Origin of the sequence: Pseudarthrobacter sp. NPDC058329 (assembly GCF_042879835.1) — a bacterium.
Taxonomy (GTDB): domain Bacteria; phylum Actinomycetota; class Actinomycetes; order Actinomycetales; family Micrococcaceae; genus Arthrobacter.
Genome location: NZ_JBHVZR010000004.1, coordinates 86496 through 106070, shown reverse-complemented (window position 1 = coordinate 106070; position 19575 = coordinate 86496). Strand labels below are relative to the sequence as shown.

The 19575-nt window shown below is 61.2% G+C and carries 11 protein-coding genes; 5 read left to right on the top strand and 6 right to left on the bottom strand.

Annotation, left to right across the window (positions count from 1 at the left end):
• Positions 1-63: 63 nt before the first annotated feature.
• The 4 genes from ACFVYC_RS07890 to ACFVYC_RS07875 form a co-directional block, all read right to left on the bottom strand.
• On the bottom strand, positions 64-1512 hold the full coding sequence (locus tag ACFVYC_RS07890) for a phytoene desaturase family protein (protein WP_387548723.1): 1449 nt from the start codon (positions 1510-1512) through the stop codon (positions 64-66).
• Positions 1505-2971 (bottom strand): glycosyltransferase family 87 protein, encoded by a 1467-nt coding sequence (locus ACFVYC_RS07885; RefSeq protein WP_387548722.1) that lies wholly within the window; start codon positions 2969-2971, stop codon positions 1505-1507. The genes ACFVYC_RS07890 and ACFVYC_RS07885 overlap by 8 nt, the downstream gene beginning before the upstream one ends.
• An 823-nt stretch (positions 2972-3794) precedes the next feature.
• Positions 3795-4379: a histidine phosphatase family protein gene (locus ACFVYC_RS07880; RefSeq protein ID WP_163164999.1), complete on the bottom strand. Its 585-nt coding sequence runs from the start codon at positions 4377-4379 to the stop codon at positions 3795-3797.
• Positions 4376-5881, bottom strand: coding sequence for a CCA tRNA nucleotidyltransferase (locus ACFVYC_RS07875; RefSeq protein WP_387548721.1), 1506 nt, complete (start codon positions 5879-5881; stop codon positions 4376-4378). The genes ACFVYC_RS07880 and ACFVYC_RS07875 overlap by 4 nt, the downstream gene beginning before the upstream one ends.
• 207 nt (positions 5882-6088) lie before the next feature.
• On the opposite strand from ACFVYC_RS07875, the gene ACFVYC_RS07870 reads away from it, so the two are divergent.
• The 5 genes from ACFVYC_RS07870 (at position 6089) to trxA (ending at position 12214) form a co-directional block, all read left to right on the top strand.
• Entirely contained in the window at positions 6089-6589 is a 501-nt protein-coding gene (locus ACFVYC_RS07870) for an NUDIX hydrolase (RefSeq protein WP_050057127.1), read from the top strand.
• Between the two features lie 61 nt (positions 6590-6650).
• Positions 6651-8909 (top strand): murein biosynthesis integral membrane protein MurJ, encoded by a 2259-nt coding sequence (gene murJ / locus ACFVYC_RS07865; protein ID WP_387548720.1) that lies wholly within the window; start codon positions 6651-6653, stop codon positions 8907-8909.
• A gap of 166 nt (positions 8910-9075) precedes the next feature.
• The gene (locus tag ACFVYC_RS07860) at positions 9076-10662 is read left to right on the top strand and encodes an ABC transporter substrate-binding protein (protein WP_387548718.1); all 1587 of its coding nucleotides are present in this window, start codon (positions 9076-9078) and stop codon (positions 10660-10662) included.
• Between the two features lie 233 nt (positions 10663-10895).
• Entirely contained in the window at positions 10896-11852 is a 957-nt protein-coding gene (gene trxB, locus ACFVYC_RS07855; protein ID WP_387548716.1) for a thioredoxin-disulfide reductase, read from the top strand.
• 35 nt (positions 11853-11887) lie between these two features.
• Positions 11888-12214, top strand: coding sequence for a thioredoxin (gene trxA, locus ACFVYC_RS07850; RefSeq protein WP_091419383.1), 327 nt, complete (start codon positions 11888-11890; stop codon positions 12212-12214).
• A gap of 4857 nt (positions 12215-17071) precedes the next feature.
• Here trxA and ACFVYC_RS07845 read toward each other — a convergent pair.
• Both ACFVYC_RS07845 and ACFVYC_RS07840 read right to left on the bottom strand, forming a co-directional pair.
• Positions 17072-18394, bottom strand: coding sequence for a ParB/RepB/Spo0J family partition protein (locus ACFVYC_RS07845; protein WP_387548715.1), 1323 nt, complete (start codon positions 18392-18394; stop codon positions 17072-17074).
• A 66-nt stretch (positions 18395-18460) separates the two neighbouring features.
• Entirely contained in the window at positions 18461-19528 is a 1068-nt protein-coding gene (locus ACFVYC_RS07840; RefSeq protein WP_387548713.1) for a ParA family protein, read from the bottom strand.
• Between the last annotated feature and the right edge of the window lie 47 nt (positions 19529-19575).

Genomic DNA, 19575 nt, shown 5'->3' with positions numbered 1-19575 from the left:
ATTATCGCCCGAATCTAAGGTCAGTCTGGCACCCGTTCCCTCCCCGGCAGGGGGTGACTGCGGCTAACGTCCCGTCAGCCCCAGCGCCGGTACGGGCAACCCGAAGATGTCTTGAAGGGCATATTTCGCCGCATGGTAGCCGGGCATGCCGGTAACACCGGGCCCTGGCGGCGTGGAAGAGGAACAAAGGTAGACGCCGCGCAGCGGAGTCCGCCACGGAACCCGGGACACAACGGGCCTTTGGACCAGGTTCAGCATGTCCATGGTGCCGGCGCTGAAGTCCCCGCCAACGTAGTTCCGGTTGTACTGTGCCAACTGCGCAGCCGTGATGGCTTTGGACTCCACCACGAGGTCCCGGAACCCTGGTGCGAAACGCTCCAGCTGCGCTGAGATGGCTTCGGTCATGTCCCGTGTGGACCCGGTGGGGACGTGGCAGTAGGCCCAGAGGGTGTGGTGCCCGTCCGGCGTACGCCCGGAGTCGAAGCGTGACTGCTGGGCCACCAGGACGTACGGGCGTTCGGGGTGCCTGCCCGCGCTGACTTCATTCTCGGAACGTGCCACTTCGGCCCGGGTGCCGCCCAGGTGGACGGTCCCGGCATTGGCCAGTTCCCTTGCAGTCCACGGCACGGGACCCGAAAGGATGAAGTCGACTTTGCACGAGCCGTTCCCGTACCTGAAGGACTCCAGCGCGCCCCGGTACCGGGCGGGAAGTGCAGCCCCTGCCATATTCAGCAGCCCCTGTGGAGCGACGTTCAACAACATGGCGCGCACAGGGGGAAGATCCTCCAGCCGGTTGATGGGCGCATCGGTGTGGATAACACCACCGTGTGCAACGATGTCATCCGCCATCGCAGCAGCAATGGAAGCCGATCCCCCTTCGGGAATCGGCCACCCTCCCGCATGTCCGAGTGCTCCCAGCATCAACCCGCCGCCGGAGGCTGCAAGGGACGGCTGGCGGGAGATCGGGTGGGCGGCGACTCCGCTGAGCAGGGCGGGCGCCAGTTCTTCCTTGAATCGGGCGTTCCACAATCCGGATCCCTGCTCCAGCGTCCTGAGCCCGAACAACCCCGCCGCCATAGGATTGCGGGGGATGCGGAGGAGCTGGTCCTGGGTGAATTCAATAATGCCGTCAATGCGGTCAACGAGAGGCTCCATCAGCCGCCGGTATGCAGCACCATCACGGCCCAGCCCGGCGGCTGTCCTGTCCAGCGACCGGTAGGCGAGGGCGGCCCGGCCACCATCCAGCGGCGAACCGTAGGACAACTCGGGGGTTATCAGGTTCACGCGGCGGGACAATTCGAAGGCCTTGAAGAACGGAGAGGCCACCGCCATGGGATGAACGGCGGAGCAGATGTCGTGGAAGTATCCGGGTTGCATCACTTCACTGGTGCGCGCACCGCCACCGATGGTTTTGCCGGCTTCGAAAAGCTCTACGGAGAGCCCGGCCCGCGCCATGACCGCTGCTGCTGCAAGTCCGTTGGGACCTGCGCCCACTACCGCCACGTCAGGCATTGGAACCAACTTTCCCGGGGAGTATGGAGTTCGATCGGTCCCGTAAGTCCAACCGGAGCCAGTCAGGCGCGCCGGCAAACGGCCCGCCGTGGGGATCGTCGAGATGATGCCGACGGATGGGGTCGTAGTCCGGGTTGCGGATGTCCCAGGTGACACGCAGCACAAGGTAGCCCACCGCGGCCATGTGCGCCGCCACGGCGAGGACGTAGTAGGGCATATCCAGGTTGTGCTGGGAAGAGCCTGCGCTGGTCACCTGTCCAAGGTACATCCACACCGCTGCCCAGTGCAGGGCCTCGATTCCCTGCCAAATCAGGAAGTCGCGCCATCTCGGCCGCGCCAGCGCAAGGAGCGGGATCAGCCACACCACGAACTGCGGCGAGTAGACCTTGCTGGTGAGGATGAAGGCCGCCACGATGAGGAAGGCGAGCTGGGCCAGGCGGGGGCGGCGGCCGGCAGTCAGGGCAACAGCTGCGATGGCTGCGCAGCAGAGCAGGAAAAGGCCAAGGGATAGGAGGTCGACGGCGGCCGGGCTGAGTTCGGTCCACCGCAGCCGGTTTGCCACAAGGTTGTAGGCGAACCAGGGCGAGCTGTACCCGGCGTCACGTTCGGCGCTGAACTGGAAGAAGTAGGCCCAGCCGGAGGGGTTGGCAACCGCGAAGGGCAGGTTGACGGCCAGCCACGAGGCAGCGGCAGCGCCCGCTGTCACTGCGAAGGGGCGGAACCGGCCGGTCCGGAGAGCCAGCAGCAGGATCGCGCCCAGAACAAGCAGCGGGTACAGCTTCGTGGCCGTGCCCAGCCCAATAAAGAGCCCGGCCAACACCAACTGTTCCCGCGAAAAGAAATACATTCCCAGGGCAAGAAGCGCGACGGCCCAGAGATCCCAATTGATGGTGCCGGCCAGCACGATGCCCGGGGCCAGGGCCACCATGGCGGCATCCCAGGGCCGCCGGCTGGTCATCCGGGCGGTGGCCAGGACCGTGACCATGGTGACGGCGGCCAGGAGCGCAACATTGATATCGAAGTAGGCGAGCACACTCGAATCCGATATCCCGGTTCCCGGAACGAGCCACGCCGTACCCCCCGCGATCAGGGCGGTGAGGACCGGATACTCGAACTGGCTTCCGGTGCCCAAAATGGGGAATGTTCCGGCTGCCAGTCCACGGTTCCGAAAGAGCTCGGGAAAGTCCGAATAGCAGGTGGCGTAGAACTGGGTGGGGGATTCCCAGCCGTTGGCGCGGCAATACCCCTTGACCAGGAGGCCGGTGACCGCGGCCAGGAGTGTGAGGAGTACCAGTACGCGTTCAACGGTGAAAGTGCCGGGGGAGACGATGCCCGGAGCGGCCCTCGATCCGAGGGGGCCGCCGATGACTTCGGTGAAGTTGCGCAGCAGGACATCACTGCGGCTGGGAACTACCAGGCGGGACCGTCCTCGATGCTCCGGCGGCTGGTTCTCCTGCATGCGATCGAGCTTACCGCCGCTGCCGGGACACCATCAGGAGGCCCGGGCGGAGCCCACGCATCGCCGCGTGGGCTCCGGTACGGCAATGATGTGCAGCATCACTTCTCCTGGGGACCGGGCAGATGGTTATCGCATGCCGCCCAGCTGTTGGTGCATCAGGAGGAAGACGTCTTCCCGCTGCTTCTCCAGCAGCGGGCGGTTGAATTGCCTGCGGCTGCTGCGTCTGCCTCGTAAAGGAGACAGGAGTTTTTGAAGCCTCTTGATCATTATGGTCACCTCCTCTTGGAATTGGCTGGCCCGCAAACCGGGCGCGGCAATTAGACCCCTAATTCACGGTGCAAATAAATGGAAACAGGGCAGGAAAAAGCCCGGGAAATAAGCGCGTTAAAGCGACTAGTGAAAGGGAACGCAAAAGCCCGGGGACAGCAGGCCCGTTTAGAAGCAAACCGTTCGGCTAAGGAATGGCAGGGTTACCCCGAGGAAACCTCAAGGATGCAAACACCGGTACCCGGAGGAGCCAAAGCGTTGCAGCCGGTATCAGTGCCGGCGGCAGAGGCGAAGGCTAGGAGGCGGCGTGCCCTGTAAACGGGCGCGCGAAAGCATCAGAGGCCGGGGTGGCGGTGATGGTTGTCTTCCGTCCGCTAGTCAAAGTAATCATTTTCCCAACCTCCTTTTCTGCTGTGCCGTTGCTGCGGCTGTCTCGCCTGGCAACGATCGCCTCGACCCCGGCGGGACGCTCTGGGGTCAGGAATAAAAGTACACCACAATTACCGTGCACGGCTACTAAATTTGCAAAACTTTCCAGGAAACCGGGAAGTAACTATTAGAGACCCCACCGGACAATTGCCGGCGTCCTCTTGTCCCAGCCCAGGGTGCACACTTTCGCAGTTCCGAGGATAAAGTGGCGCCCCTCTGTGGGAGGCAATTCAAGCCAACGGGCTGTGAGGATCCGGGAGAAGTGCCCGTGAGCCACAATAAGGACATTGTCCATTCCCGATTCCAATACCCGCCCAATGATTTTGTCCGCCCTGGCTGCCACCTCGTCCAGGGTCTCACCGTTGGGCACGCCGTGGGTCCAGATCAGGTAGTCAGGGTTGTCCTTACGGATGAGGTCAGAGCTGATGCCCTCGTAGTCACCGTAGTTCCACTCCACGGCGAGGGGCTCGTGCTGGGCGTCAGGGAAGCCGGCGAGCTCCGCGGTCCGTCGCGCCCGCCTCAAGGGAGACGTCAGCACCAGGTCGAAATCCACAGGGTCCAGTACCTTGCGGGCTTCCACCGCCTGCTGTTCGCCTTCCACGGTGAGGGGTAAATCAGTAAGCCCCGTGTACTGGCCGCTTTTGGACCACTCGGTCTCCCCGTGGCGGAGGATCCAGAGCTGGGGCCGGGGGGCAAGGGCGGGATTGGTCACTTGGACTCCTTGGAGGAAAGGTCGACGGCGGCAGGAGACGCTGCAGCCTCAGGTCCGGCAGGTGCTGATTCAGGCTGTTCGGTCCACCAGCGGAGCAGCCTGGCCTCCGCTTCTTCGGTGGGCAGGGGCCCGTGCTCCATCCGCTCGTTGAGCAGGAACTTGTAGGCGCGGCCCACCACCGGGCCTGGTTTGAGCTCCAGGAGGGCCATGATCCGGGCGCCGTCCAGGTCGGGGCGCACCGCGTCCAGCGATTCCTGCTCCCGCAGCTCCGCAATCCGGGCCTCAAGGTCGTCATAGGCAAAGGACAGCCGCTCTGCCTTCCGCTGGTTGCGGGTGGTCACGTCGGACCGGGTCAGCCGGTGCAACCGTTCCAGCAGCGGCCCGGCGTCGGTCACGTAGCGGCGGACAGCGGAATCGCTCCAGCCGGCCTCCCCATAGCCGTAGAAGCGCATGTGAAGCTCCACCAGGCGGGAAACGGCCTTAATGGTGTCGTTGTCGAACCGGAGCGCCTTCATCCTCTTGGTGGTGAGCTTGGCACCCACCATGTCGTGATGGCGAAAACTCACCGCGCCGCCCGGTTCGAAGCGGCGCGTAGCCGGCTTGCCGACGTCGTGCATCAACGCTGCGAAACGCAGCACAAAGTCCGGCGCCGGCACAGGGCCGTCAGCGTCGGTTTCCAGCTCCGCTGCCTGTTCAAGCACCTGCAACGAATGCTGGTACACGTCCTTATGCCGGTGGTGCTCATCCGATTCGAGCCTCAGCGCAGAAACTTCCGGCAGCACGAATTCAGCGAGTCCGGTGTCCACCAGCAGGTCCACGCCCACCCGCGGCCGGGCGCCGCAGATGAGCTTGGTGAGTTCGTCGCGCACCCGTTCCGCGGAAATAATGGTGATTCGTTCAGCCATCCGGGTCATCGCCTGGCGGACGTCGTCGTGGACGGAGACACCCAGCTGCGCCGCGAACCTGGCGGCGCGCATCATCCGCAGGGGATCATCCGTGAAAGACGCTTCGGGGGAGCCGGGCGTGGCCAGGACGGAAGCGTGCAGGTCGCGCACGCCGCCAAAGGGATCCACCAGTTCCAGGGAGGGCAGTTTCAGGGCCATGGCGTTGATGGTGAAGTCCCGCCGAAGCAGGTCATCGGTCAAGGAGGAGCCGAACGCCACCACGGGTTTCCGGGACTCCGGATCGTACGCCTCGGCACGGTAGGTGGTTATTTCGATCTGGAAACCGGCTTTGCGCATGCCGATGGTGCCAAAGGCACGGCCGATTTCCCAGTAGTTGTCCGCCCACTTCTTGATGAGGGCCACCGTTTGGTCCGGCGTGGCGTCTGTAGTGAAGTCCAGGTCCGGGGAGGTCCTGCCCAGGAAAAGGTCACGCACCGGGCCGCCAACCAGTGACAGTTCGTGGCCGGCGTCCACAAAACGCTGGCCGAGCTCCAGGACCACCGGGTCCACCTGGAAATCGACGGTGTGGGATTCAGTCTTGTGATCTGCGTGCGCCATAGTTACTTAAGCTTGTCAGAAACCAGCGGCAGCGCAGGCCAAAATGCCGTCAAGATCCGGCTCATTGTGTCCGCCGCCGGCAAAGCGCGTCATATGCAGTCCATGTTGGTGTCATGTTCCGGTCATCACGAACGGGCAACAGTCGTTAGAGTGGACTCCATGGCCCATCCAGTACCGAGCGCTCCAGGCAGGAGGACAAACGCACCATTGCCGTCGGCAATAGGTGCGCACGTTGCGCCTGCCCAGCATTCGGCACCGGCTTCGCTGCCTACGGTGGAGGAAGTCTCCGCCGGCGGCGTCGTAGTGGACACGTCCGACGCCGAACTGAGGGTGGCCATCATCGCCCGCCTTAACCGCGGCGGACGGCTGGAGTGGTGCCTGCCCAAGGGTCATCCGGAGGGCAAGGAAAACAACGAGCAGGCCGCCGTCCGCGAAATCGCCGAAGAAACCGGCATCGAAGGCGACATCCTCGCACCGCTCGGAAGCATCGACTACTGGTTCACCGTCAGCGGCCACCGTGTCCACAAAACGGTCCATCACTACCTCCTGCGGGCCACGGGCGGCGAGCTGACCATCGAGAACGATCCGGACCAGGAAGCCGTGGATGTTGCCTGGGTTCCCATCCAGGAACTTGCGCGCAAGCTGTCCTTCCCCAACGAACGGCGCATCGCCGATCTGGCCCGCGAAGTCCTGCCCGAACACCTCTAGGACGGCACTGCCGGCGCAGGCATTGCCGTGATAGGTGCCTGCGGGTGAGACGATGAACTCGATGTCAGCTTCCAATTTTCCTTCCGATCGGGCCGGCCGGGCCGGCGGCGCTCCACAGGGCGTGCCCGCCGACGGTGTACCGCTTGACGGCGCACCTCAGGGCGCAGCACCTCTGGACAGCGCGACGCAGGACAGCGCCCCCGCGAAAACAGCCCACCCCAATACGTCTGTGGACGGCTCTCCTCTGGACAGCTCTCCCTTGGACGACGGACAAGCGGGCGCGCAGGCAGGCGAGACCAGGTCAAGCGCCATCATGGCCGCCGGAACCCTCGTTTCGCGTTTCCTGGGATTTGGCAAGACCTGGATGCTGGGCACAGCCCTGGGGCTCGGTTCCACGGTCAATGACACGTTCATCAACGCCAACAACCTGCCCAACCTGATCTTCCTGCTGGTGGCCGGCGGCGTGTTTAACGCAGTTCTCGTGCCGCAGATCATCAAGGCCAGCAAGGCTCCGGACAGGGGAGCGGACTACATCAGCCGGCTGCTGACGCTGGCGGTCCTGCTCCTGCTGGGACTGACTGCCCTGGTGACGCTGGCGGCGCCCTATGTCATCGAACTCACCACCCAGGGGTACTCCCCACAGCAGAAAGCGCTGGCCGTGGCCTTCGCCTTCTGGTGCCTGCCCCAGATCTTTTTCTACGGCCTCTACGCGCTCCTCACACAGGTACTTAACGCCAACGGCGCTTTTGGACCGGCAATGTGGGCACCCATCCTTAACAACCTGGTGGCCATCGCCGGGCTGGGCATGTTCATTTGGATTTTCGGCACCAACGAGTTCAGTCCGCACACCCTGGACAATTGGGGCGAGACCCAGACCCTGTTCGTAGCCGGTTTCTCCACCATCGGCGTGGTGTCGCAGACTGCCATCCTGATGATTCCCGTGCTCCGGCTGAGACTGGGGCTCCGGCCGCGGTTCGGCTGGCGCGGAGTGGGTCTGGGCCAGGCAGCGAAGCTGAGCGTTTGGACGCTGCTGACGGCCGCCGTCGGGCAGCTCGCCTTCCTGTACGTCATGCGGATCGCCACCATTCCCGGTGCCGAGCGAATCCGGCTTCAGCAGGCAGGCGACCCTGCCGCCAGTATTCTTCCCGGCAACGCCGTGCTGGAGGTGGCCAGCCAGCTGTACCTGCTGCCGCACTCGATCATTGCGCTGTCACTGGCCACGGTCCTGTTCAACCGCATGACCCGCGCCTCGCAGGACGGCAATCGCGCCGAACTGCGCGATGCCCTCTCGCACGGCCTCCGGACCATGGCAGTTGCCACCGTGTTCGGCGCACTGGCGCTCTTCGCCCTGGCTGGTCCGCTCGGCATGTTCTTCTCGGGCGGCCTTCGCCAGGACGGCGTCATGCTGGCCCAGACGCTGACCATCCTCGCGCTCAGCACGCCGTTTATGAGCGCCAACTTTATGATGTCCCGGGTCTTCTACGCCAACGAGGATGCCCGGACACCCTTCTACATCCAGCTGCTGCTGGCGGTTGTCTACGTGGCCGGGGCGTTCGCCATCCAGTTCCTGCCGGTGAACCAGATCATCTACGCCATCGCGCTGCTGTACATGGTGGGCAACATCCTCTCGGTGGTTATCAGCGCCTACTTCCTGCGTCGGCTCCTGGGGCATCTGGACGGGCCGCGGATTGCCAACTCCTACATCCGGATGGGTTACGCAGCCCTGGGCTCAGCGATTGCGGGTGCCGGCGCGCTTTGGCTGATGGGCAGCTACAGCCCGGACGGGTTCGCCTGGCGGGACCGGCTGTCGGCCCTCATCACAGTCGTCGTGGTGGGCCCGGTCATGCTCGTGGTCTACTTCTTCCTGCTCAAGCTGTTCCGGGTGTCCGAACTTCGCGACCTGCTCCGTCCGGTCCTGGGGCGCCTGGGCCGCGGCAGGCAAGGTGCGCCTGCCGCTGGAGCGGGGACCCCGACGTCGGACGCTTCACCCGCTGAACCCACCGAGGACAGCCACCGGCGTGCGCCCGAGCGCGCCACCACCTCCGTTGATACGGGGCTCATCCCACGCATTTCAGGTGAATTCGACGCCGTTTCCTTCCGTGCCGGCCCGGTTCCGGAGCGCGCTGCAGACCGCCCTGGACAGCCCGACGACGCTGCCGACTCCGACGTCGAGGGCACCTATCTCGCCGGTGAGGATCAGCCGGGGACCGCACGGGGCGGATTGCTGCGCGATCAGATCCCGCTTCCGGGCCGCCGGACCTTCCAGGGTAAGCCCGGCGAGAACCCCCATTTCAAGCCTCGGCGGCCCCCCAAGAAGTGATTCTTGTGCAGTCTGCCGCTGTCTTCATCCACGGTGCGCCGGGTGCAATCGGCTAGGATCGAAAGGGAACAGGGGTAGTTGCGTTCAAGGGCCAGCCTCCCCGGCGGCCCCTTGAACGGTGTTGCGTCATCCGTGCCGGCGATACCGGACAGTCTAGGAGGAACACGTGTCCAACCCGATCGATGTCGGATCAGTACTGGGCGGCCGTTACAAGGTCACAGCCACTGTATTGGCCTCGCACGACCACGATCTGGTGCTGGATGGTGTGGACCAGGTACTTAACCGTCCCGTCAGCATCCTGGTTGCCGGACCCGACAACACGGAGCAGGTTGCCCAGAGCGCCCGCGAGGTTGCCACCGGTGAACGTCCCGGGACTGTCCAGGTACTGGACCTCGGGGTCACCGAGGCGGCCACGTACCTGATCACCAACCACACGTCCGCAGCGGACCTGCTGGATCTTGTGGTGGCTTCCAACCCTCCGTATGTGGAGCCGTTCTTCACGGACACCCTGGGAAGTGAGATCTTCGGCCAGCCGCGGTCCCACGAGCCGGAGCCTTACGACGACGAAGATCACGTGGACGCGGGCTACATCAACTATGGTGATACGCACCCAAGCCAGGTTGATCCTTATCGTGCCGCTCCCGCTGCTGTGCCGCCGAAGCCGCCGGTCCGTCCGGCGGCGGCCCCCGCTGGCCGCAAACCATCCGGTTCGTCTCCTTTGAAGGGAGCAGCCCTTGGCGGCGCCGCCGGTGCTGCAGCGGCTGCAGCTTCAAGCGCTTCAGCACGCCCGGCCGGCCCGCTTACTCAGCCCGCCGGCCCTTCGACCCGGCCTGCCGAAGATACGTCCACTGCCAGCTTGTCCTCCAACTCGAACCAGGTGGAGGCGCCTGAGTCAGCGAAGCCAAAGGTGTCCCTCTGGTCGGAGGACGACTACACCAATGCCGACGACCAGGACCGTTATGAGGATGCACCGGTAGAAGAAAACCGGCCAGTCAAGAAAAAGTCCTCCGTCTTGGCTCGCGCGGCAGCTCCGGCCGCGGCTCCTGCCTCTGCCGGCCCGTCCTACGCTGAACAGGACGACTACGACGACGATGCACCTGAACGTGAACCTCGGTCCATGCGCTGGCTCGTGGGAGGGCTGCTGGCCGTGGTCCTGATTGCCGGCCTAGTTTTCGCCGTGACCAACCTTGGCAGCCTCTTTTCACCGGAGCCCCAGGCCAACCCTTCCGCTCCTGCCACCAACAATGGTGCTCCCGAGGGCTCCGCCGCTCCAACGCAGGCAACCACCTCGGCTCCGCCGGCCGTTCCGCCCGCCATTGAAGGCGTCACCCGGCAGGGCAACTTCGATTTTGCCGCCACCTTTGACGGTGACCTGGCCAAGGCCTACGACGGCAACGCAGCCAGCTACTGGTCAGACATGGAATTCGCCACGGAAAACTGGGGCGGGCTGGCCGCCCAGGGTGTGCCGCTGGTGGTAAAGCTTGAAAAGCCTGCAACGGTTGCATCCGTAACTCTTTCGCAACTGGGTGGCTCAGGCGGAAGTATCACTGTGTACACCAATGACCGGCCTTCCTTGGACGGAGCGAAGGCAGTCGGGACCAACAGCTTTACCTCCACCGACCTGAACATGCCCCTCGCAGAACCTGTACAAGCCCAGTACGTCATCGTTTCCATCAACTCCCTCCCCAGGCTGGCTGCCCCCAAGACGCGCTACGGTTACGGGCTCCGGCTGGCTGAGGTCAGGGTTCAGTAGCTCCGGCTGACTTCGCGGCCTGATCCGTGGACCCCGCGGCAGGAAACGCTCCGGTGCCAGGGCTTGCCGCAGGACGGGTAATCTGGAAAGAGCGTCTCGCGGAGTTCGCTTACTGCTGTCCGCCGGCAATCCGTCGTGCCCCGGGCCGGAATATTCGGCCTGCAGTATCAGTTGTGCCATGTGGCCGGCCTCGAAAGCGGGGCGCGTCAATTAAGGAAGAGGTTCACCGTTCAGTGACCATCACAGAAAACACCACGTCAGACGTACGTGATGTCATCATCGTCGGCTCCGGCCCGGCTGGTTACACGGCAGCTGTCTACACTGCCCGCGCCAACCTGAAGCCCCTGTTGCTGGCAGGTTCTGTCACTGCCGGCGGTGAACTGATGAACACCACAGATGTCGAGAACTACCCGGGCTTTCCGGAAGGCATCATGGGGCCGGACCTGATGGAGAACTTCGAGAAGCAGGCAGCACGCTTCGGCACCGAAATCCAGTTCGAGGACGTCACCTCGCTCCAGCTTGAGGGACCCGTCAAGACAGTCACCATTGCCACAGGTGAAAGCTTCCAGGCCAAGGCAGTAATCCTTTCCACCGGATCCGCCTACCGGGAGCTCGGCCTTCCGAACGAGAAGCGGCTCTCGGGGCACGGCGTCAGCTGGTGCGCAACCTGCGATGGTTTCTTCTTCAAAGACCAGGACATCGCTGTCATCGGCGGGGGAGACTCCGCCATGGAAGAAGCATTGTTCCTTACCAAGTTTGCGAAATCAGTAACGGTTGTCCACCGCCGCGATTCGCTCAAGGCTTCCAGGATTATGGCTGACCGTGCCCTGGCCCACGAGAAGATCAAGTTCGTGTGGAACAGCACCGTGGATGATGTTGTCGGCGACCAGAAAGTCACCGGCCTTAAGTTGAAGAACCTTTTGGACGGTACTGTTTCCGATCTCGCTGTAACGGGTGTATTTGTCGCAATCGGTAACGATCCCCGGACCGATCTCGTCAAGGGCATTCTGGATCTGACGCCCGAAGGAACCATAGCCGTCGAAGGCCGGACATCCAAGACCAGCGTCCCGGGCGTCTTCGCCGCAGGTGACGTTATCGACCCCACGTATCGTCAGGCCATCACTGCTTCGGGTTCGGGCTGTGTAGCCGCGCTCGACGTAGAGCATTACCTCGCAAACCTGAACGCATAAGCACCTAAGCCCTTTACGAAGAGAGAGATAAAGCTATGAGCAATGCTAAAGACGTAACAGACGCAAGTTTCGGTACGGATGTTTTGTCCTCGGATAAGCCGGTTATCGTGGACTTCTGGGCGGAATGGTGCGGTCCCTGCCGCAAGCTCGGACCCATTCTTGACGAAATCTCGGTCGAGTACAGCGAAAAGGTTGATGTCGTTAAACTGAACGTCGATGACAACCCGGCGATTGCCGCTGAATACGGCATCACGTCGATTCCTGCTGTCTACCTGTTCCAGGGCGGGGAAGTGAAGAGCACGGTTATCGGGGCAAAGCCCAAGCAGTTCTTCGAGAAGGAATTTGCTGACGTTCTGTCCTAGGCGCGTATGACGCTGGACTCGTACCAGGGAATCTCTTAGTGGCCACCGCTTGTAACAAGCGATGGCCACTTTTCTTTTGCCATTTGCTGCTCCGCTGCTAGTTGCTAGGCAAATGACCGGGCGGATGGCGCTTGTGGGGGACGGGCGAGCCCATGAGATCTTCGGGTAGCTTGTGGGACTGTACAAGCCCGCGTCGATCCTTGGAGTCAGAACTTGATCTGGCGGTTCTGGAAAGCGGCTGCGCCTGAGGTGACGCGAAACGGGCCCTTTCTGAGCTATGGGCCAGTGGTTGAGTTTGTTCACGTGAAACAGCACAGGAGAGGTGTGGTCACTGTCCGAGATGCAGTGGAGAACCGCGACGACTACATGAAGCACTTCTATCTAGAGGACGGCACATAATCGGTGAGCAGGGTCTTCTGTTTAGAGAACCGCACATGGGAGGTGAGCAGGGATTCACGCTTGGCCGGACGGCCGCGAAGGGGAGCATATTGATACCTGCTCGAAGACAATTGCAATGACCGTTGGCTATTTCCTATTGAACCACTGGCCACGGACCAGGACAGGTGCTGTCGGTTTCACGTGAAACATATAGCGTCCTCTGTCTGAGCTGACGTGCCTTTGCAACAAGCTCGGGAAATCTTGTTAGTGCTGCCTGTGGCTAGTGTTACATGTCGTTAGTGCTGCCTCATGGCAGCCGGATTCAACGCTATTTTTGATGGCCGGCCCACAGGGGGCTCTATGACGAACTTGATAGCGGAAAGACAGACCCTGAAACACTTTCTGAGAATTACGCATTGGCATCTACCTGCCAAAGCACGCTGAGCCTCAGCCTCAGACCCCCCTGTGCAACTATCTCCGGCATGGGAACCCCAGAATGGCAATGATTTGGTGGTCGAGTAAATCCTCCGGTACTGCCCCTAACCTAAGCAGCGTTCTGACGCGGAGGGCGACGTCTGGCTGTTTCACGTGAAACAAGGCGACAGCCGCCTGGCCCCTTTCCGTACGTGGGGGATGCCCAAGTTGCAGTAAACAACGCTGGCAAAGGAACTGGTCAAGACTCAGGAGACTTATTCCCTTCGAGGCGGTGTTCGTTGGTTGATAAACGCTGCCAACGGTGGAAGGAGTCCCTCGCCAATGGTCTTGCGATCGAGGCAGACAAAGACCGAAATCTAGATAGTGAACCCGTCTACTTTGAATCACGTATTAGGCGCGAGAATGAAAGCCAAATTATCCCGCCGCGCTTGACAGCGGAGTGAACGTGAAGCCGGTCGCCTGCGGTAAATCTTCCCGCGCATCGATGCACCGGTCACCACACGGCCTATGGCAGGCCAGCCCGCTCTTCGCGACAGCAATCGGCCCTCTGCACCCTTGAAGGCCACGGGAACCACATGTAACAACCTTCCTGCTCACGGCCCGCTCATCCAATGCAAGGCGTATCCTGCCAGGCAGCACCCGTGCCTTCGTTCCAAACCACGAGTGTTCCTCCGGCCATAACGACAATGCCGCCGAGACCGCACAGCTAGCGATAGACGGAGGACGAATTGCAGGCGCCAAGGAGTGACGGATTTCTCAGCGATGGCGCGCCACCCGGCAACGGGCCCCACATTGTCCGGTGAATGCGCCAGCAGCCGCTCCTACCAACCGCGCTGCTTTGGGAGCTGCCGCTCCTCACGGGAAGGACCGCTAGAAGAACCTCTCCTCCTTCTCCTCTTCTGTTTCACGTGAAACAAGAAACCTACCGTGCCCAGTGTCCGCTCTCGGGGATCAGCATCTCTATAGGCCCTCGCTACCGCCACCGAATGCGCTGCGACAACCGCCGATTCGAAAAGAGGCTACTTCGTCTAACAATCAATCGAGGCACAGGCAGATCGAGTGGTCCATAGTGTCCCACCACTGCGTAGCCGTCCAGGGGCAGAGTAGGCGACTCCCCGTGTTTGAATCTGACGAAGGGGCGAACTCAGTACTTTCGGCAGAATTCTTTCGCAAACCAGATCCTGGCGATCGGGACTGCACCAAGGGCACCGTACTCCAAACTATGACGGAGTGCCCCGGAAGGCCCGTGAGGGGTCTTCCAAGATGTCCGGATCACCAATTGCCGAGGGATATCCGCATGCATTGCCGACCCGACTCGCGCAACCGAGACTGCTGAGCTTCCTGATGGGCAGCCTTGTCACTTGGGGGATTAGGCGGCATAGAAGATGCTTCACTTGCAACGATTCTGATCACCCCTCGGACCTCAGCCTGAGGTACGCGTTCTTGAGAACACTAGACTTTTTCGCGCAAGAAGTAGTCCCAGAAAGTCATGCCGGCCCGCACTCTCTGACGCCTCCTCTACTACTTCCGTATGTCCGGCTGACACAACTGATAGCTGACGGTAGTGACTTGCTCACATGCTTTTCCACAAAGTTATCCACATACCCTGCTCGGTTTGTCCCCAGTCTTATCCACAGTCCGTTAGGAAAATCACAGTGCTTGCACGGGTCCGCCTACCCGACCTGCAGGGGGCCCCCGCCGGCCCTCCAGTCTTGGCATGCACCATTGTGCGATACAAGGCTCAACGGGAGAGGACAATCAATCATTTTTGGCCTCGACAACTACCGAATTCGGCTGGTTTAGGTGAGAAGACGAGCCACATGCGGAGGGGAAAATCTGCGGGCTCCTCGGGAAGCTCCGTTTCACGTGAAACACCCCCTCCCTTGTCTCCGGAAAGTCCGTAGCGAGTCGCCTGCGCTTACCTAACGTCCCAGTGAAGGGATTTGAATAGTCCACAGGAGCACGGCGAGTAATCCACAGCTTTATCCACAGGGCTTTCCACACCGTCAAGGATGGACTCTACTTAGCAGGCTCACCTGTGGCCGTGTCAATCAGCGATACCTTGGACTAAAGATCAGATGACCTATATGGCTCCATTTCGCGTTAGTCCAGGAGCTCAGTGATGGCCGTGGAAGAACGACCACGCGGAATCCGTCCTATTGCATGCTCGCATTGGCGAGCTGGCTAGACCAATCCGCCGACCAATCGGCCCTATCGATCTGACCCTTTTGAGTCAGCTGCAGTACCACCGGCCGTGCCATCGCTAGTTGGGCCCTCGGCCGCGATGCTGCCTGCCTGCCTATACTGCCTCAGCAACAAGTCGTCAGTCGCGGAGTCATCAGTACTTGGACGCCATAGTGGTACCGAGGTGTCTGAAATCCTTGTCCGGCATCTCGTCGTTCAGCGAACCGGATCTCACAATCTGCTAACCCAGCGTCGCCCAGCACTAATACCCGTTTAGTGGGCTTGCCGCTATCCTGGGTCTGAACTTTATCGTCTTGCTCCTCTCCAGACCTTCGCTCGACCTCGCATGCCAATATCACGCGCCCTGTTTCACGTGAAACAGCTGCCGATCATAGTGGCAGATGAAGCCAGAGCGTGAGGGTTAAGGGGGCCATCAAGGTACGCGCCGCTACACCTTTTCAAAGAGAGATTCTCGTAAGCAAAAGCGCAACACGCAAGGCATCCATGCGCGGGGTGGAGAGAGTAGAAACGTAGAGCGGCCCACCGCTCTGCTTTGCGCTGATGGCACCCGATGTGGGAGGAGGACAAGTTCGGCCGCCTAGGGGTGCCTAGCAACATCGAATACCTGGGCTGTCAGGAGGGAACACCGCGTGCTTGCGGCTTCACTCCGATCACCGGACCAGGCAGTCCTCAGTCCACGATTCGGCTGCACTTGAAAGCTCGGCGCCCTTCGCCTGAAAGTCCCCAGGTATCAGCAAAGGGGACTGTCTCCACAAAAGTCGATCCGCGAGTTGGCAAGAACACCGGCGCCAAAATTGGACGAAGTGAGCGCTCTACTAGGGTTCTCCGTTAAAGGTCGCCGACGGGGCCGACACACCCAAGCCTTCATACCCAGCCACCCAGATTTTCGGCACACAGCACTGTGCAACCACAACGACCAAGTTGCCGTACCTGAACATACGGCTGGGCATCCACACGGATCAGCTCGCGGGGTCTCCCGCCACCTGGTTTATGCGCCCATCTTCCGCCCGCCACGTTGGGCTGTAGCAACAACGTCATCTGGAAGCTTAGTCTTATAGGACATATGAGTTTCTAGACCGCTAAGACGTCACCCGCCACGCGTTTATGGATTGCCGCCGCCTATTTGTTTCACGTGAAACAGGGGTACCGTCCAGAACGTACGCAGGAACGCTATGAGCGGCGGCTGCTGGTAGCTAGAGAACTTCTGCCACTTCGTTTTGCTGCGGCCCATCGAGTAAGAGGATCCGATGTCCTTGAGGAGCCAGACCAAGGAAAGCTGTGCGATGGAGAACTGGCAAGAGCTCGGCTGCGCCACGCACTTCAACGAAGTAGGCCACGATCCTGATCCAAGATTGCCTTCTCTGCTGCCAGCATATCCCTTGAACCTATGTTGCGACGTTCGCCGGCCGGGCGCAGAGGGGTCCATCGTGGGGCCAGGAATTAGTCATCAACACGGAGTTTCACGTGAACATACGGCCGTATTGAGTGCTCGTCGCTGACTAACCTAGCTGGTGAGTCTATTCCCGTGACTACCCCGAATAAGTTATGTGTCTAGGCTCGACGCGAGTATCTGAAGGCACAAAAGCCTAGCTACAGATATACAACGAAATTAGCAAAGGGAAATCAGTGCGCAGGCATCTACCCGAAGCAAAATGAGCCCATCTGCCCTCTGGCAAGAAAATCATATGAAACGTCGTCCAACTGGATCACCACAAGGCATTCAGGTATCAAGGATCAGCAAAAGGATCAGAGAAGATCGAACTGAAACCAGCAAGCCGTCGGCGTGAACTGAGGGTGGTGCCGGGTATACGGACTGGGATCAGTTTCCGTGGCTCTTATCTAGTCGTCGGATCCAGGCGCGAGTACGTCCATAATCCGGTTTAGATCCTCAACGCTCGCGAATTCAATGCTGACGCGTCCCTTGCGAACGCCCAACGAGATCTTGACGTTTGTGTCAAGGCGATCGGATAGCGACGACGCCAGGTAATCCAAACGCTCGTGCCGGGCTCCAGGACGGGGAATGTTGTTCTTCGGCGGCGAAGCCGGGTCCTGGTACATAGCCACGGCCTCTTCCGTGGCCCGTACGGACATTCCTTCCGCGACAATGCGCTGTGCCAAGCGCTCCATCGCGGCTGCGTCAGGAAGTGCCAGGAGGGCGCGTGCGTGGCCTGCAGAGAGTACCCCTGCGGCCACACGGCGCTGGACCAGCGGAGGCAGCTTCAGGAGCCGCAGAGTGTTGGAAACCTGTGGGCGGGACCGACCGATGCGATCGGCCAGCTGCTCGTGGGTAGTACCGAAGTCCTCGAGCAGCTGCTGGTAGGCCGCTGCTTCTTCCAGGGGATTCAGCTGGCTCCGATGGAGGTTCTCCAACAAAGCGTCCCGCAACAGGTCGTCGTCGGTGGTGTCCCTGACGATTGCGGGGATGGTGTCCAGCCCGGCGGCCTGCACGGCGCGCCACCGCCGTTCGCCCATCACGAGCTCGAACGGCTCGCCACCGGTTTCAGTTGAGTTACGCACCACAATTGGCTGGAGCACGCCGATTTCACGGACAGAGTGTACAAGCTCCGCCATGTCGTCTTCATCGAAGACAGCGCGCGGCTGTTTCCGGTTGGGGTGAATATCAGAAACGCGAATTTCTGCAAACCGGACGCCGGGAACCGGCAGCAGCTCTACCCCATCATCAGTACCAAAAGAATTGAAGGAACCGGCGTCCGGGAGGTCCACTAGTTCAGCTGTGTCTGCTGCAGGGGAGTCCTCCTGGGTACTTGTCTTGACCGCCGATTTGCCGGCAGCCTTGGTGCTGCGGGTGGACTTCGTTGCAGCGTCGCTGTCTGCTTCTTCGGAAGTCGAGACTGATTCGGATGACTGGTGCGCTGCTGAGGATTCAGTCGCAGTGCTCTTACGCGGAGTGCTAGCCGGAGCTTTGGCAGCAGAATTTTTGGCGGTGGCCTGCTGAGTGGCACCATCATTGGCCGCTGCCGTGTTCTTCGCAGGCGTGGTCTCCGCAACCTCCGTGGGCTCGACCGTTTTCCTGCGCCCTTCGGGGAAGAACAGATCTACGGGACGCGCAACCGCTGTGCCGTTGCCCGCCCCGTTTGCACTGGCGGAACTCGGAATCAGTGCGCCAAGACCGCGGCCTAAGCCCCGTCGCTTCTCGCTCATGGGTAAATCCCTCCAGTGGTAGAGCGCGGCCTTGCCGCACCCCAGTTGTTGCAGTTCTTGAAGTTTTTAGCGTTCTGCTATTTCAGCAGCGGCTTCCAGGTAGGACAGGGCTCCACTGGATGAGGGGTCGTAAGTCATCACGGTCTGTTGGTAGCTCGGAGCTTCGGAGATCCGAACCGAACGCGGTACAACCGCCCCCAGGACTTGTTCCGGGAAGTGCTGGCGGACCTCGGCGGCAACCTGGGCAGCCAGGTTGGTTCGGCCGTCATACATGGTCAGGAGGATAGTGGAAACCACGAGGTCAGCATTGAGGTGTTTCTGGATCATCTCGATGTTCTTGAGGAGCTGGCTCAAGCCTTCCAGTGCGTAATACTCGCACTGGATCGGGATAAGCACTTCGCTCGCCGCGCAGAACGCATTGACAGTCAAGAGTCCGAGGCTGGGAGGGCAATCGATGAAGATGTAGTCCAGGCGTTCCTCGCCCTTCTTCTCACGCGCCTTCGCGTAGACATCAATAGCCCGACGCAGCCGCTGCTCACGGGCCACCAAGGACACAAGCTCGATTTCCGCACCTGCCAAGTGAATGGTTGCGGGGGCGCAAATGAGGTTGCCGATATCAGGGCACTGCGCCACCACGTCCGCCAAGGGGACATCATTGATCAGGACATCGTAGATGCTGTCCACATCCGCGTGGTGCTCAATACCCAATGCAGTGGAAGCATTGCCCTGCGGATCGATGTCGATCACCAGAACGTTCAGTCCGGCAGCGGCAAGGGCCGCGGCGATGTTCACCGTAGTGGTGGTTTTGCCTACGCCGCCCTTTTGGTTGGACACCGTGAATATGCGCGTCTTTTCGGGACGCGGCAACTGGCGTCCCACAAGACGCTCGCGTCGGCGGGTTTCGTGCGCAAGCTCCCGCGCTATAGGGCTTGAATCGTCTATGGCATCGATGATGTTCGCTCTACCCGTAGACGTTGTTTCACGTGAAACAAGCACAGGAGAAGAGCCCGAGACTTGTTTGGGTTGATTAAGCAAGAAACCCGATGTGGCGGTACCAGCCCCAGCGAGAGAACGCGCCGACCCCAAGGACACGAACGGCGGTATCCGTTGCGTGGAGGCTTCGCTACTGGTCACTGGGGCACACTCACTCTCGTTCAGCTATTTTTGCTGCCGTTGACTAG

Coding starts and splice junctions, on each gene's coding strand:
- ACFVYC_RS07890 (WP_387548723.1), bottom strand. CDS start 1,512: ATGCCTGACGTGGCGGTAGTGGGCGCAGGTCCCAACGGACTTGCAGCA.
- ACFVYC_RS07885 (WP_387548722.1), bottom strand. CDS start 2,971: ATGCAGGAGAACCAGCCGCCGGAGCATCGAGGACGGTCCCGCCTGGTA.
- ACFVYC_RS07875 (WP_387548721.1), bottom strand. CDS start 5,881: ATGGCGCACGCAGATCACAAGACTGAATCCCACACCGTCGATTTCCAG.
- murJ (WP_387548720.1), top strand. CDS start 6,651: ATGTCAGCTTCCAATTTTCCTTCCGATCGGGCCGGCCGGGCCGGCGGC.
- trxA (WP_091419383.1), top strand. CDS start 11,888: ATGAGCAATGCTAAAGACGTAACAGACGCAAGTTTCGGTACGGATGTT.
- ACFVYC_RS07845 (WP_387548715.1), bottom strand. CDS start 18,394: ATGAGCGAGAAGCGACGGGGCTTAGGCCGCGGTCTTGGCGCACTGATT.